The organism is Lysinibacillus sp. NPDC093692, from assembly GCF_050280125.1.
Taxonomy (GTDB): domain Bacteria; phylum Bacillota; class Bacilli; order Bacillales_A; family Planococcaceae; genus Lysinibacillus.
In genome coordinates this window covers 14483-28877 of sequence record NZ_JBNNUW010000015.1, presented here as the reverse complement: position 1 = coordinate 28877, position 14395 = coordinate 14483, and the positions used below count along the sequence as shown (strand labels likewise).

Below are 14395 nucleotides of genomic sequence, written 5' to 3'. Positions count from 1 at the left end.
AATAGGTTTTAGGGGGAAGCGTATGAAGAATGTTGCGAATCAGCGATATTATTTAGTTCGTGAAGATGTTTTAACGGATGCTATGCAAAAAACTTTGGAGGCGAAACACTTACTTTCAAGTGGTACGGTAACTTCCATTTGGGATGCGGTAAAGCAGGTGGATTTATCGCGTAGTGCGTTTTACAAATATCGTGATGCTGTATTTCCTTTTCACTCAATTGTGCAGGAACGCATTTTAACAGTCTTTGTACAGCTTCAGGACCGTAAAGGAACACTTGCAAAGCTTTTAGAAACAGTGACAATTACGCATTGCAATGTACTGACTATCCATCAGACGATACCGATTCAAGGACGTGCTAATGTTACGTTGTCGCTAGATGTCACTAGTATGACATGTGAACTTGATGATTTAATACAGCAACTTAAACGTTTAGATTTTGTAGAGTCAGCGGAAGTAATTAGTTCGGGTGCATTGTAATGACTGACAGCATGTTTAAATTTTTGACAAAATGTAAATAAGCTCAAAAGGAGCAGTCCCATGTGATGTAATGATCACTTCATGGGACAGCTCCTTATTCTTTATCGATAGAGAAAATTCATAGAGAAGAGGAATGGATAACCATAGAGGCTCCGGAGCGTTTGGGAAGCTTCATACTATGCCTTACCTAATATTTGATGTAGAATAAAAGGAGTTTTTTAGGAATTAAAAATTCCGAATTTTTACATTAGTGAAACTAAAGAGGCTTTTCTCCAAAAGTTAGGGATGACATTTGTTAAAACGTATATCATGTATATACGTTTTGGTGGTGAGCCAATTAAATAAAACCATGAACAGGAGGAAATGTTATGACAGAGCAACAATGGGAAAAACGAATAGGATATTTAGGACCTGAGGCATCATTTACATACTTAGCAACAAAGGCAACTTTTCCGGATGAGTGGCTTGTCCCTTGTTCTACAATTCCAGAATGTATTGAGGCGGTAGCGAAGGGGAAGGTGGATTTAGCAGTTGTACCACTGGAAAATGCTTTAGAAGGATCTGTATCGTTAACGCTTGATTATTTATTTCATGAGGCGACCTTATATGTTACAGGTGAGCTTCAGTTAAAAATACAGCAGCATTTAATGGTCAATAAAGCGCAGAAAGACAATTGGGAATCAATCACAGGAGTTTATTCACACCCACATGCTCTAGCCCAATGTCATAAATATTTATTTTATCGTTTCAGCCATGCTCCGTTACATCAAACGACATCAACGGCAGCAGCGGCAAAATTTGTATCCGAAAATCCTAATGAGTGCATTGCCGCAGTAGGAAATGCAGCGGCAGCAGAAAAATATGGCTTAGAAATCGTTCAAACTAATATTCATGACTTCCATTTTAACCATACACGATTCTTCGTATTATCTAAGCAAAATAAACGATTACCGCAAGAATTATCAGATGGACAGGCGAAGACAACTTTCATGATTACATTACCAATAGATCGTTCAGGGGCGTTACATCAAGTATTATCAGTTTTCGCATGGCGACAGCTAAATTTAAGTAAAATCGAATCACGCCCATTAAAAACGGGCTTAGGCGATTATTTCTTTATGATTGATGTTTTAGCAGATGAAAAGGAGCCAATGATGCGTGGGGCTATGGAAGAACTAGCTGCACTTGGTTGCAAAGTGAAGTCACTTGGGACATACTTTACTTATCGAACATCAGACGAGTAATCAATGTCGTCTTCGCTAGGAGGAAATTGTATGGGCGGCGTTATTTTATTTGACGGAGTGTGTAATTTTTGTGATAGCAGTGTGCAATTTATTATCAAATATGATCATGCAGCATATTTTCAATTTGCATCCATCCAGAGTGATGCAGGGCAGGCGTTACTTGCTCAATACGAAATACCAGAAAATATCGATAGTGTCATATTAATTGAGCATGGGAAGGTCTATTTTGAATCTACTGCAGCACTTAAAATTTGTAGGAGATTAAATAGTTTTTGGCCTGTCTGCTATGTTTTCATTCTTATTCCTCCATTTATACGAAATATAATGTACCGACTATTTGCTAAAAATAGATATCGTCTTTTTGGACGGAAAGAAAGTTGTTTATTGCCAACACCTTCACAACGAAAAAGATTTCTTTAACTTTGAAGCTATCCAATTAATGTGGATGAAAGCTAGATAAAGTATGGCTCTTCTGCAAAACGAGGGGGTGATTTCCGTTCCAACTGAGCGCTTTCCTGGGGGCGTCCGATGAGCCGCTTCACTCGCAAGGCTCGCTGCAGGGTCTCATCTGTGACGCTAATCCCCAAGGAGTCGCTCAGTCTCCACTCCAATCAACCATTTCTCATAGCATGTATATTCTAGCATGTCACTTAAAACATACAAAAAACTTCGCAGAAGTTTTTTGTGCGAAAGAGTAGTCGAGAATACAGTAACAGCAGTCTTACAGTCGCGTCACTGTTATAAGTTTATTCCGTTTGATTAAGTAGCTATAGCATTCATTTTTGAAATGCATTGCCATCATAGTTTTCAACAAAATGCGCTATCCAATTAATGTGGATAGCTCTTTTTTTGAAATTGCAATAGCATTTTCCATATGATTACATAAATAATGAAATAAGCTTCAAAAAATTAAATAATAATATTATCAGGTTGTCGATAGAGAAAAAAGAGGATTATATTTGAGTGATATATAAGGATTTTTTTGTTGCTATTTTGCTAATATATCCCCATTTTAACTGATTTCCGCTACGGGCTACTCGACTCCCGCGGGAAAGCGAGTAGCCCGTAGCGGAAATCAGCCTTTCGAATTAATTAGAATGTATAAATGGTTAATCAATACACCTGATAGTAAACCATATAAATTCATTTAAATAGAAAGCTGCTAGTCTCCGTGAAGGCTAGCAGCTTTGAATCAACTATTTGATTTTATACATTATGGAAGGAAAATTTGTTGACTTATTGATCGACAACTAAATAGCCTTTTTTTCGTAAAGTAAGCTCAATTAAATCTAAAATTTCAACAGAAGGCGCGGAAATAACATGAAGATGTGTACCACCTGTTAGTTCGGATAAATAACTTGCTTGTGTTTCGTTGACACGTTGAATAAATTTTTTTACCTCATGACGGTTAGAGACCATAATGGATGCAGTAATTTCTCCATAAATAGGATGTTCAACAATAACATTTTTTACTGTCCCACCGCAATCAACTATTGTTATCAGTTCATCATCTGCATTTTCTGCTGTATGAAAGCAAGGAATTGTCCGTTCAACGGTCTGCTGTATTTGTTCCTGATGCATATAAAGATATCCTTGGCTAGTAGCAATAATAGGCTCATTCCTAGCCTTTAATAATGTCATATCATTAACAATGACTTGTCTAGAAACATTAGCGAATTTAGCTAGGTCTGTCCCTGTTATAGGTGCTGTGCTGTTTTTTAGTTGTGCTAGAAGTTGCAGTCGGCGTTCTTCGCCTAACATTTTTTTCATAAGAGATCACCTCTGCTTGTAATAAAGGAAGCAGTTTTCCTTAAAACCTAGTGTACCATGAAGCCTTTCTAACATGGGTGAATTTTTTGTATCCAATTGGAACATTGAACATATGATACGAAGAGAGGAAGGGAGGAAAAAATTGCGTATTCATATTGTCCAAAAGGGAGACACGTTGTGGAAGATTGCGAAAGAGTACGGAGTTTCATTTGAAGATTTAAAGCGGCTTAATGCCCATCTCGCTAACCCAGACTATATTGTACCGGGCATGGAAATTATCCTACCTGAAAAAATAAACAAAGAACCACATAGAGAACATCATCGAGAAACAGATCGTGGAATGCATAGAGATGGACATAGAGAGGGGGGACATAGAGACGGACATAGGGAATCACATAAAGAGGGACACAAGGAACATATGCATAAGGAGTCACCTACAAAGCACTTTAAGGAAAAAGAAGTACAGCGACCAATGCCACCACCAATTATTGCACCACCACCACCAATGCCAGAACCACAGATGATTCCAATTCCGTATCCAATGCCGATGCCTCAGCCAGCGCCAGTTGAGCTTAGCTGGAATCAACAAGTTGTCATGCCAAGTGTAGAGCAAACTGTATCACCAATTCAAATTCAACCACAACCACAACCACAACCTGTAGCCCAACCGACGCCAGCACCTATGCCAATGCCGCAACCGATTTTTATCATGCCACAAATGCCAGCAGTACCACATTGTGCAAGCTGCCATCAGCCAGTGCATCATCATATGTATTGGCCAATGCCGATGCATATGCCAATGCCAATGGAGCCGCAAGTTGAGGCGTATACAATGCCAGAGCAACCATCATGTGAAATGGGATGCGAAAAAGTTGCTGGGGTAGGGGATTTCTTAGAATCTAGTACATCTCCATTCTTCCCTATGAAACCAGAATTTGAAGCTATGCCGGAAATGGAACAGCCTTGTGGTTGTCATGCTCAGCCAGCTATGATGCCAAATTGGCACATGGACCCATGTTTCTGTCAGCCACCATGCCCGCCACCATGTCCACCACCATGTCCATCACATTGCCCAATGCCGTATTCGTCAGTAGGACCATGGATGTCACCGCACTTTTTCCCAGGCGGGATGACGCCTTATCGATGGTGAAAAAGCGTATATCATTGAAGAAGTAAAGCCGAATATTTGGAAGTATAAATATCAATCCAATAATTATTTTGTAAAACGAGCAAAGCAGATAGAAATAGCAGAAAAGGTGAGGGCTATTCATCGACAGCTTGGATATCTAGAACCCTCGTTGATTTTGCCTTTAATGAAAAGTGATGACGAGTATTTAATCGTGCAAGATTGGCAAGAGGGAAGTCATGGTGCTAATTTTGCCCGTAAAAAAGATCGGAAGGAATCACTGAAGTTATTAAATATGTTACATGATACACATAAAAAAATTGCTTGGCAACGTGTGCCAGGCTTGCACACCTATTCACAGCTTTTAAAATGGCAAATGCGTTTTATGCGTTTTAAAAGCAGACGGAAAGAGTTTCGCCCATTTTTAACAAAAGAAGAAATCGATCAAATTTTACATTATAGTGAGAAATCATTACAGTTAATCGCGCAGGAAGATGTACCTGAAAAAGAAATAACACTTTTACATGGAGATGTCGTACATCATAATTTTTTATGGTGCACAGATGGTGAATTACGTTTAATCGATTTTGATCTGGCTCACCTTGGAGAAGCGGATGATGAATATATTTTATGGTTGCATCGTGTACTGCCAGCTGTAAATTATGACCTTGGTAAAATATTTGCAGAGCTACCAGAGATGAAACGATTAGATAAAAAAAAGCTACATCGTTTAAAATATCCAAATGAGCTATTACGTGAATGGCTTTTTGCAATAGATTTACCATTAGCTCAGCAGCTGGTATTTTTAGATTATTTAGTGCCATTTACAAAACGAGCTCTCACATATTGGCCAAAACTGTGGTACGATATTGATAAAATGATAAAGAAATGACCGTCTTTCGGCGGTCATTTTTGTCTGTGAACGAATACTTGTGCTATTTCTTAATGGTAAGGAAATTATAGATTCTTAACTGTGTATAACCTAGAGCATAGTTTTCGTCTAGGCTAAAGCGCTACATTCTCGAGGTCGTTTCGATCCCTCGGGAAAAAGTGGTGAATCACTTACTTTTGCTTCGGGCTCTCTAGCGCTTGTCGGATGTAAACGAGCGCTTTAGCGCATTTGTTATAGTCGAGCATTCGTTCGCAATATGCTATAATCGAAGACGATGATTGTGAGGGATTATAGAATGTATGATTATTTAAACGGGCAAATAAAGCGTATAACTCCTGAGTATATCGTCCTAGAACAACAAGGGATAGGCTGGCAGCTGAATACACCTAATCCATTTGCGTTCAGGACATCAGCACTTGAACAACAAATTTATGTACATTTGCATGTACGCGAGGATGCACAAGTGTTATATGGCTTTCCAAATTTAGACCAACGAGAGCTGTTTCGTAAACTTATTTTAGTGTCAGGGATTGGACCAAAGGGTGCGCTTGCTATTTTAGCTACTGGGAATCCACAACAGGTTATCAGTGCCATTGAACGAGAGGATGAATCGTTTTTAGTAAAGTTTCCTGGTGTCGGTAAGAAAACGGCACGTCAAATGATTCTAGATTTAAAAGGTAAACTTGGCGGATTGTTAGATACTATTGAACTACCAAGTACAGAAGATGAGCTACCGTTATTTGGTGTGAATCCATATAAACATGAGCTTGAAGAAGCTATTCTTGCCTTAATGGCACTAGGTTATTCTGAAAAAGAACTAGAAAAAATACGTCCACAGCTCGAAGATAACGACAAGCTTGAAACAACAGATGCATTTATGAAACAAGCTTTACAATTGCTATTAAAGTTAAAATAGTGAAAGGGGGGAAAGTACATGTCTGAACGTATGATGGCTAGTGAGGCAGGTAGCTATGATGAACATTTTGAATTATCTTTACGCCCACAAAGATTAGCACAATATATTGGTCAACATAAGGTAAAGGAGAATTTACAAATTTTCATTGAAGCGGCAAAGCTTCGTCAGGAAAGTTTAGATCATGTGCTGTTATATGGACCACCCGGACTTGGGAAAACTACATTAGCTGCTGTCATTGCTAATGAAATGAATGTCAATGTGCGCATGACTAGTGGCCCTGCTATCGAACGTCCTGGCGATTTAGCAGCTATTTTAAGCTCACTGGAGCCAGGAGATGTGCTATTTATTGATGAAATACATCGCCTGCCTCGTGCAATTGAAGAGGTGCTTTATCCTGCCATGGAGGATTTTTGTTTAGATATTGTCGTTGGTAAGGGCCCTGAAGCGCGTTCTGTACGACTTGATTTACCGCCATTTACACTCGTGGGTGCAACAACAAGAGCAGGTGCATTATCAGCACCTTTAAGGGATCGCTTTGGCGTATTATTAAGATTGGAGTATTATGATAATACTTCACTTGCAGAAATTGTTGTACGTAGTGCACTTTTATTTGATGTTGATATTGAACAAATAGCAGCACTTGAAATGGCAACTCGCTCACGTGGTACACCTCGTATTGCTAACCGTCTGCTAAAACGAGTACGAGATTATGCACAGGTGCTTGGAGATGGTATGATAACGGAGGGACTTGCTAAGCAAGCGCTTGAGCTATTACAAGTCGATCCTAGAGGGCTTGACCATATTGACCATAAACTTGTGACCAATATGATTGAGCGCTTCCGAGGTGGCCCAGTAGGCTTGGATACGTTGGCAGCATCTATTGGTGAAGAACGCGTTACGATTGAGGATGTGTACGAGCCATATTTGATGCAAATCGGCTTTATACAACGGACGCCGCGTGGACGTGTGGCAACACATTTGGCCTACGAACATTTTGGATATGAATATCCCCAACAAACCTAGAAGAAGGAAGTATTTTCATGCGTGTAGAAGATTTTGATTTTGAATTGCCAGAAGAGCTTATTGCACAAACCCCACTTTTGGATCGTACAGCTAGTCGATTAATGGTAGTGACGCCAGGCTCAGCAAATGTAGATCATCACCATTTTGCTCATATTTTAGATGAGCTACAAACTGGAGACTGTCTTGTGTTAAATGATACAAGAGTATTACCAGCACGTTTAATGGGTGTTAAAGAGGAGACAGGTGCTCATATAGAGGTACTGCTATTAAAGCAAATGGCGGGTACGGATGAATGGGAAACGCTTGTTAAACCAGCTAAGCGTGTAAAAGTTGGCACAGTTGTAACATTTGGAGATGGCTTACTGACAGCTACTTGTACAGGAGAGCTTGATCATGGTGGACGTACATTTGAGTTTAAATATAACGGCATTTTTTATGAAATTTTAGAGCAACTTGGTGAGATGCCACTACCTCCATATATTCGCGAAAAGTTAGAGGATAAGGATCGCTACCAAACCGTTTATGCAAAAGAGCGGGGTTCAGCAGCAGCACCAACTGCAGGTCTGCATTTTACTGAAGAATTACTAGAGCAAGTGAAAGCAAAAGGGGTCGAAGTTGTTTTTATCACTTTACATGTGGGACTTGGAACTTTCCGTCCTGTAAGTGTAGATTCAATTGAAAATCACGAAATGCATTCTGAATTTTATAGTGTAACGGAAGAAACCGCATCTATCATAAACCGAGTAAAGAGTAATGGTGGTAAAGTAATTGCAGTTGGTACAACCTCTACACGTACTTTAGAAACGATCGGCTCTAAATATGGAGGTGAAGTACGAGCAGAACAAGGTTGGACGTCTATTTTCATTTATCCGGGATATGAATTTACTGTTGTGGATGGTTTAATTACAAACTTCCATTTACCAAAGTCTACCCTTGTAATGCTTGTTAGTACGCTTGCAACAAAAGAAACAATTTTAAGTGCATACCAACAAGCTGTAGAAGAAAAATATCGTTTCTTTAGCTTTGGTGATGCTATGTTTATTCGTCCAAAAGGCGAATAAAGAAAAAATCGGAGTACTGTTTTTACTTTAGATAAGAGAGGAATTTTTATAATATGACACAACCAGCAATTCGTTATGAGCTACTTCATACTTGTAAACAAACTGGAGCACGCCTTGGTATCGTGCATACACCGCATGGCTCTTTCGAAACGCCAGCATTTATGCCTGTAGGGACACAAGCAACTGTTAAAACAATGTCACCTGAGGAATTAAAGGAAATGAATGCAGGTATTATTCTGTCAAATACGTATCATTTATGGCTACGACCTGGGAATGATATTGTTAAGGAAGCAGGGGGCCTGCATAAATTTATGAACTGGGATCGCCCGATTTTAACAGATTCAGGTGGTTTCCAAGTGTTCTCACTTAGTCAATTCCGTAAAATCGAAGAAGAAGGGGTTCATTTCCGCAATCATTTAAATGGGGACAAATTGTTTTTAAGTCCTGAAAAGGCGATGGAAATTCAAAATGATTTAGGTTCGGATATTATGATGGCTTTTGATGAATGTCCACCTTTCCCTGCGACATATGACTATATGCTGCAATCAGTAGACCGTACAACACGTTGGGCTAAACGTTGTAAAGAGGCACATAAACGTCCAGAGGACCAAGGTCTATTCGGTATTATTCAAGGTGGAGAATTCGAGGATTTACGCCGTCGTTCTGCAGAAGCATTGGTAGAGCTTGATTTCCCTGGTTATGCAATTGGAGGCTTATCTGTTGGTGAACCTAAGGACATTATGAACCGAGTATTAGAGTTTACAACACCATTAATGCCAGCAAATAAACCACGTTATTTAATGGGTGTAGGTTCACCTGACTCATTAATTGATGGTGCTATTCGAGGTATTGATATGTTTGACTGCGTATTACCAACACGTATTGCACGTAACGGTACATTAATGACATCTGAAGGCCGTTTAGTTGTTAAAAATGCAAAATATGCACGTGACTTCGGACCAATTGATCCAAACTGCGATTGCTATACATGTAAAAACTATTCACGCGCTTATATTCGTCATCTAATTCGTACGGAAGAAACGTTTGGTATACGTTTAACAACTTACCATAACTTACACTTCCTATTGAAACTAATGGAGCAAGTACGTGAGGCAATACGAGAAGACCGTCTTGGTGATTTCCGAGAAGAATTTTTCGAGAAATACGGCTTTAATGGGCCAAACGCAAAGAACTTCTAATATTTAGTAAAAAGATCATGTGAATTTGTGTGAAATGAGAATGTTTTTAGCAAAAAAATGTCTATCGTAGAAAAAATATTAGTAATGTAGAAAAATTTTGGGCTTGTCCATCGCTTTTTTATGGTGGAATAGTCTATACTAAAGTAGAATTGGAAAGGGGGCAAGAATGATGGAACAATATTCTGGCTTAATCATGATTTTAATCATGTTCGTTGCAATGTGGTTTATTTTAATCCGCCCTGCTAAAAAGAGACAGCAGGAAACACAAAATATGCAGAGCAGTTTGCAACGTGGAGATAAAATTATTACAATCGGTGGTTTACATGGCGAGATTGACTCAATCGAGGACACAGCTGTGACATTAAAAATTGCAGACAATGTGCGCGTTAAATTTGACCGTCAAGCAATTGGACGAGTAGTAAATGGCGACCAATTAAAATAATTATGAGAAAAAGACTTACATTAGTTGTAAGTCTTTTTTTAATTTCTTTCAGTAAGTGTTTTCGTAGCGATATAGTGAAGCGACAAATACTGAGATCTCCTCCACGTCTTAAGGCATTATCGAAACATTGTATCAACTCTCATCCAAACCTAAGCGCAAAGCCGATTTAGGACGTAACGCTGGCATAATCGATGTTCTTTTTTATTTTAGCTAAGTGCCACCATTTTTTAATTTCTTAATTAATTCTGCTCCAGTGTCATTGCCATTCACCGTTATTCTGCTTAAAGCAAATGCATTATCGCCCATAGTAACACCTTTATTTTTAATAACAAAAGCCATTTTAAATCCAGCATCTTTCGCCAATTTCATTGCATCTTCAGAATTAGTTCCGAAGGGATAGCTAAGAGCAATTGGTTCATAACCTAACTTTTCTTTAATAATTTCCCTAGAAAGAATAAAATCTTTTTTAACTCGTTCTTCGTACTCTTCTTGTGTTTCGAGCTTTCCATTAATGTAACTACGACCATATATAGCACCTTTCATTCCGCCATTGAATGACTGTAATTTATTATGTGAATTCCAAGTATGGCTTTGGATGGTTATATAATCCTCCATTTCTTTTAATTGATCCCAATTCATTTTGGGAATTTCGTTTGGATACGCATTTTTTCCGTTTCTTTCTAGAACATGACTGGTGATAACAAAAATTTCTGCATGCATTTTGTATTTTTTTAAAATCGGATAAGCTTTTTCATAGTTGCTTAAATAACCATCGTCAAAAGTTATTAACACCGGATTTTTAGGCAATTCTGTTTTACCGTTCAAGTAATCATATAATTCTTGTGCTGTAATAGAGTTGTATCCATTCTCTTTAAGTGTTTTGATTTGTTGTTCAAAATTCTCTGGGGAAATGACTGTATTATTATTCATGTTTTTATCCAAATGGTGGTACATTAGAACGGGAATCTTCTCATTATTATATCCGTAAATAGGGAAAGGTTTAATGAGCGAAATACTATAAGCAACAATAACTAGAAAAATTACTAACCTTTTCATTTTCTCACCTTGTTTTCATGTTTGAATTAGCCTGTTAAGTTGGAAAAAAGTAGGGTATTTACTAAACGGAAGTACAAGAAGGACCTTATAAACAATAACTACATGGGTGAGCATTGTGTAACGTCCTGTTAACTGTCCGAGAAAATTTTGTTTTTTCCACTTAAAAAGCAGGAATTATAGCTCCTTTTATTGTACACAAACAACTAAGGTTTATTCTTTTGATTTACGAAAGTTACATGGTGTCATTTCCTAATTAAAGAGATGTTGTTTTTTTATGTTATTCGTGCGTTTTTTTAGGTTTTGCCTTAATTGAAAACACGATTTTCAATTAAGGTTAGCATGCAAAATAATAAAGTTCCGTCATAAGGAATTCCGAGAAGTTAAGTGTTAAAAATCAAAGCTAAGATATACCATCATCCTGTATAAAAAAAGATAAGTAAGGTCACCTTGAATAGTATGGGGGTGACGATATGGAAGAATATTTAATGATTGTTTTTAGAACCTGCTTTTTATATGTGTTTATCCTAATAATTTTTCGTTTAATGGGTAAACGTGAGGTCGGCGAATTATCTGTAATCGATTTAGTTGTATCCATTTTAATGGCTGAAGTTGCTGCGTTTGCACTTGATGATTTCGAAAGTCCTTTATTTAATGTGATTTTACCAATCATCGTGTTGTTTTTCATTCAAATAGCAACTGCATATTTGTCACTCAAAAATAAAAAATTCCGTGACCTAGTTGATGGTGATCCAGTATTGCTTATAAAAGACGGTGTCATTTTAGAAAGTGAAATGCGCAAGCAACGCTATAACTTAGATGATTTGTGTCAACAATTACGCGAAAATGGAAATGCTTCCGTTACAGATATTGCTTATGCTTATTTAGAGCCATCTGGTAATTTGTCCGTCTACCAAAAAGATGAAAAGGCATTTGTTTACCCATTAATTATCGATGGTGATATTCAGGAGAGGCATTTAAAGGTATTGCACAAAGATGCTGATTGGTTAATGGCAGAGCTTGCTAAAAATAATATTACGGATAGTAACACTGTATTTTTTTGTGTTTGGGAGGAAGATCGGCTGCATATTCAACTGAAAGAATCTTAAACTTTCTTGGCCAATTTACGAATGTAGCGCAAATCAGTTATTCGTAATTGATTGGAAACTAGTAAGAATGTAAAAAGTAAAAACAAAGTTACACAGCTACTTAAAATAAATGGTAGTGGCATTATTTGCATCAGAAAATACTGGGTAACACAAACAGCAATAAAACAGCCATATGGAACAACAAACATTCTAAAACCAGCACGTAAATTTTTACGTTGCCTTACTGTTGCAATATGCAAAAACGAAGTCAGTAAAACGCCAAAGCCAATCGCCACAACGGCACCTTTTTCTTGTATACCCGGCTGAGAAGCAAGTACGAACATGACAAAGAGCTTACCAAGACCACCGTATATGGAGTTCATCATTGCTGCGCGTGCTTCTCCAATTGCTTGTAATATAGAGTGCAATGGACTTTGTATATAATAAAAATAAAAAATAGGAGCCAATATTTTCACATAACCACGATTTTCTTGTAAGTGAAAGAGCTTCACAGCTAATTCGTCTCCATGAACGAAAAAGTACGTAGCGGCAACACAGCCCACTAAAGAAGATAGTCGCAATGAAACAGAGATACGTTCCTGTAGGAGTGGTATATGCTGACGTGCAACCGCGTCACTTACAGCTGGTATTAGTACAATTGAAAGTGCTGCAGACACAAAAGCAGGGAATAATAATAGGGGGACTAGTACACCTGAAATAACCCCATATAAAATTGTTGCAGCGGAGGCTGTTAAACCAGCCATAGTTAACGCCTTTAAAAAAATGATAGGTTCTAAAAACCAAGTAAAAGATCCGAATAGCTTGCTTCCTGCAGAAGGAAGGGCAATTCGTAACATTGGAGAGGCAGGATAAGCCTCGATTTTGTTTTTTCGTGTCAATAATTTTTTCTTTGAGACTATATAATGAATCCACAAATACAAGAAAGCAACGATTTCAGCTAGTAGTGTAATACCCATAGCAGCGGCTGCTGTAACGGCAGCATTATTATAGGCAGCCACATATGGCAGTGTCAAAGTGATGAAGCTAATACGGATAATTTGCTCAATCATTTGAGCCCAAGCTGTTGGTGTGATTTTCGCAATACCCTGTAAATAAGCGCGTAATAAACCTGAGCCAACAGAAACTGGTACAGCAAAGAGTGCAATCCAAAGCGTAAATGTTGTATGTTCATTATGTAAAAGTGTAGTCGATATATATGGTATAGTTAGTGCAACGATTGGCATAAAGACGATCATTCCAATAAATGACCAAAAAATAGCCGTACGCATAACACCATAGATGCTCTCGCGTTTGTTTTTTGCTAATAACTCTGCTACAATTTTTGCCACAGCAATAGGTAGTCCAAGTTGAATGAGTGAGATGAAGAAAATGAACGCCGGATAGACGGTCATATAAATGCCGACTGCCTCTTCACCAGCGATCCGCATAAATTGCATTCTATAAAAGAAGCCAAAGAGTTTCGATAAAAAAATCACGAACATTAAAAATAGTGTTCCCCGTACAAAAGAACTCATGCCATCCGTCCCTTCTCAAGCCACAAAAATTCATTTACACTATTTGTATGCAAACTTGTCTTACGATACGACTTTGATTGGAGATGATTCAAAATGAGTATGCAGCATGAGCAACTATTTGAAAAAATCCGTCCTGCAATTGATAGTAAGATGGAAGAGTTTAAATATTACCAATACAATGCGATTACAGCAGAAGAACTATGGCGCTATTGTGTAGAGAAAAAATGGCGCAGAAAAAATATTGAACAATTACGCATACATGAAATTATCGCCACTATTTTTGCAGTATCACCGTCCGATATCGTATCTTTTAATCAAGTAGAATTCTTACAAAGTAATGATTGGTTTACAGAATTGAATACGGAAGAGTTAAAAATGCTGCTTGGCCCGGTTAAAACTTAAGAAGAATGTGTGAAATTTGTCAAATAATAATAGAATACTAAAAGTGTTGAATTGACACCAAGCGCAACGTGTTTCATAATGAGTGTGTTGCGCTTTTTTTTATTTGTATAAGTATTTTTACCAAAACCCTCCTAATAGTTCTTTTCCAAATTTGGAGGCAAAACAC

Annotated in this window: 15 protein-coding genes; 12 read left to right on the top strand and 3 right to left on the bottom strand. The window is 37.9% G+C overall.

Translation table 11 applies throughout. From position 1 onward, the window contains the following. Nucleotides 1-22: 22 nt before the first annotated feature. The 3 genes from ACQKN4_RS15990 to ACQKN4_RS15980 all read left to right on the top strand — a co-directional run bounded on the left by ACQKN4_RS15990 (nucleotide 23) and on the right by ACQKN4_RS15980 (nucleotide 2142). Nucleotides 23-478 (top strand): ACT domain-containing protein, encoded by a 456-nt coding sequence (locus ACQKN4_RS15990; RefSeq protein WP_079563577.1) that lies wholly within the window; start codon nucleotides 23-25, stop codon nucleotides 476-478. A gap of 368 nt (nucleotides 479-846) precedes the next feature. Further along, nucleotides 847-1722: a prephenate dehydratase gene (gene pheA, locus ACQKN4_RS15985; RefSeq protein WP_427484178.1), complete on the top strand. Its 876-nt coding sequence runs from the start codon at nucleotides 847-849 to the stop codon at nucleotides 1720-1722. Between the two features lie 30 nt (nucleotides 1723-1752). Further along, nucleotides 1753-2142: a thiol-disulfide oxidoreductase DCC family protein gene (locus ACQKN4_RS15980; RefSeq protein ID WP_427484177.1), complete on the top strand. Its 390-nt coding sequence runs from the start codon at nucleotides 1753-1755 to the stop codon at nucleotides 2140-2142. Between the two features lie 816 nt (nucleotides 2143-2958). On the opposite strand, the gene ACQKN4_RS15975 is transcribed toward ACQKN4_RS15980, so the two are convergent. Next, on the bottom strand, nucleotides 2959-3492 hold the full coding sequence (locus tag ACQKN4_RS15975) for a transcription repressor NadR (RefSeq protein WP_427484176.1): 534 nt from the start codon (nucleotides 3490-3492) through the stop codon (nucleotides 2959-2961). Between the two features lie 142 nt (nucleotides 3493-3634). Here ACQKN4_RS15975 and ACQKN4_RS15970 point away from each other — a divergent pair, with 142 nt between their 5' ends. The 7 genes from ACQKN4_RS15970 (at nucleotide 3635) to yajC (ending at nucleotide 10151) form a co-directional block, all read left to right on the top strand. Continuing rightward, nucleotides 3635-4642, top strand: coding sequence for a LysM peptidoglycan-binding domain-containing protein (locus ACQKN4_RS15970; protein WP_427484175.1), 1008 nt, complete (start codon nucleotides 3635-3637; stop codon nucleotides 4640-4642). Then, nucleotides 4632-5510, top strand: coding sequence for a phosphotransferase (locus ACQKN4_RS15965; RefSeq protein ID WP_427484216.1), 879 nt, complete (start codon nucleotides 4632-4634; stop codon nucleotides 5508-5510). Before ACQKN4_RS15970 ends, ACQKN4_RS15965 begins: the two co-directional genes overlap by 11 nt. 295 nt (nucleotides 5511-5805) lie before the next feature. Further along, a complete protein-coding gene (ruvA, locus tag ACQKN4_RS15960) occupies nucleotides 5806-6426 on the top strand; it encodes a Holliday junction branch migration protein RuvA (RefSeq protein WP_079563583.1) in 621 nt (206 codons plus the stop codon). An 18-nt stretch (nucleotides 6427-6444) separates the two neighbouring features. Continuing rightward, nucleotides 6445-7449, top strand: a complete 1005-nt coding sequence (gene ruvB / locus ACQKN4_RS15955) for a Holliday junction branch migration DNA helicase RuvB (RefSeq protein WP_079563584.1) — start codon at nucleotides 6445-6447, stop codon at nucleotides 7447-7449. Nucleotides 7450-7466: 17 nt separating this feature from the next. Continuing rightward, nucleotides 7467-8510, top strand: a complete 1044-nt coding sequence (gene queA, locus ACQKN4_RS15950) for a tRNA preQ1(34) S-adenosylmethionine ribosyltransferase-isomerase QueA (RefSeq protein WP_079563585.1) — start codon at nucleotides 7467-7469, stop codon at nucleotides 8508-8510. Between the two features lie 53 nt (nucleotides 8511-8563). Continuing rightward, complete coding sequence (tgt, locus tag ACQKN4_RS15945; protein ID WP_079563586.1) at nucleotides 8564-9709, top strand: tRNA guanosine(34) transglycosylase Tgt; 1146 nt, start codon at nucleotides 8564-8566, stop codon at nucleotides 9707-9709. Nucleotides 9710-9878: 169 nt separating this feature from the next. Continuing rightward, nucleotides 9879-10151: a preprotein translocase subunit YajC gene (gene yajC / locus ACQKN4_RS15940; protein WP_079563587.1), complete on the top strand. Its 273-nt coding sequence runs from the start codon at nucleotides 9879-9881 to the stop codon at nucleotides 10149-10151. A gap of 210 nt (nucleotides 10152-10361) precedes the next feature. Here the strand turns inward: yajC and ACQKN4_RS15935 are convergent, their stop codons facing one another. Beyond that, entirely contained in the window at nucleotides 10362-11207 is an 846-nt protein-coding gene (locus ACQKN4_RS15935) for a polysaccharide deacetylase family protein (RefSeq protein ID WP_079563588.1), read from the bottom strand. Nucleotides 11208-11677: 470 nt separating this feature from the next. On the opposite strand from ACQKN4_RS15935, the gene ACQKN4_RS15930 reads away from it, so the two are divergent. Then, complete coding sequence (locus ACQKN4_RS15930; RefSeq protein WP_079563589.1) at nucleotides 11678-12313, top strand: DUF421 domain-containing protein; 636 nt, start codon at nucleotides 11678-11680, stop codon at nucleotides 12311-12313. On the opposite strand, the gene ACQKN4_RS15925 is transcribed toward ACQKN4_RS15930, so the two are convergent. Further along, the gene (locus ACQKN4_RS15925) at nucleotides 12310-13827 is read right to left on the bottom strand and encodes a putative polysaccharide biosynthesis protein (RefSeq protein WP_079563590.1); all 1518 of its coding nucleotides are present in this window, start codon (nucleotides 13825-13827) and stop codon (nucleotides 12310-12312) included. The genes ACQKN4_RS15930 and ACQKN4_RS15925 overlap by 4 nt on opposite strands. 93 nt (nucleotides 13828-13920) lie before the next feature. On the opposite strand from ACQKN4_RS15925, the gene ACQKN4_RS15920 reads away from it, so the two are divergent. Further along, nucleotides 13921-14229, top strand: coding sequence for a post-transcriptional regulator (locus tag ACQKN4_RS15920; RefSeq protein WP_079563591.1), 309 nt, complete (start codon nucleotides 13921-13923; stop codon nucleotides 14227-14229). The last annotated feature ends 166 nt before the right edge of the window (nucleotides 14230-14395 follow it).

What these genes read in the sequence shown, in the direction of transcription:
- ACQKN4_RS15990 (WP_079563577.1), top strand. Translation starts at nt 23, where the DNA reads ATGAAGAATGTTGCGAATCAGCGATATTATTTAGTTCGTGAAGATGTT.
- pheA (WP_427484178.1), top strand. Translation starts at nt 847, where the DNA reads ATGACAGAGCAACAATGGGAAAAACGAATAGGATATTTAGGACCTGAG.
- ACQKN4_RS15980 (WP_427484177.1), top strand. Translation starts at nt 1,753, where the DNA reads ATGGGCGGCGTTATTTTATTTGACGGAGTGTGTAATTTTTGTGATAGC.
- ACQKN4_RS15975 (WP_427484176.1), bottom strand. Translation starts at nt 3,492, where the DNA reads ATGAAAAAAATGTTAGGCGAAGAACGCCGACTGCAACTTCTAGCACAA.
- ruvA (WP_079563583.1), top strand. Translation starts at nt 5,806, where the DNA reads ATGTATGATTATTTAAACGGGCAAATAAAGCGTATAACTCCTGAGTAT.
- ruvB (WP_079563584.1), top strand. Translation starts at nt 6,445, where the DNA reads ATGTCTGAACGTATGATGGCTAGTGAGGCAGGTAGCTATGATGAACAT.
- queA (WP_079563585.1), top strand. Translation starts at nt 7,467, where the DNA reads ATGCGTGTAGAAGATTTTGATTTTGAATTGCCAGAAGAGCTTATTGCA.
- tgt (WP_079563586.1), top strand. Translation starts at nt 8,564, where the DNA reads ATGACACAACCAGCAATTCGTTATGAGCTACTTCATACTTGTAAACAA.
- yajC (WP_079563587.1), top strand. Translation starts at nt 9,879, where the DNA reads ATGGAACAATATTCTGGCTTAATCATGATTTTAATCATGTTCGTTGCA.
- ACQKN4_RS15935 (WP_079563588.1), bottom strand. Translation starts at nt 11,207, where the DNA reads ATGAAAAGGTTAGTAATTTTTCTAGTTATTGTTGCTTATAGTATTTCG.
- ACQKN4_RS15930 (WP_079563589.1), top strand. Translation starts at nt 11,678, where the DNA reads ATGGAAGAATATTTAATGATTGTTTTTAGAACCTGCTTTTTATATGTG.
- ACQKN4_RS15925 (WP_079563590.1), bottom strand. Translation starts at nt 13,827, where the DNA reads ATGAGTTCTTTTGTACGGGGAACACTATTTTTAATGTTCGTGATTTTT.
- ACQKN4_RS15920 (WP_079563591.1), top strand. Translation starts at nt 13,921, where the DNA reads ATGAGTATGCAGCATGAGCAACTATTTGAAAAAATCCGTCCTGCAATT.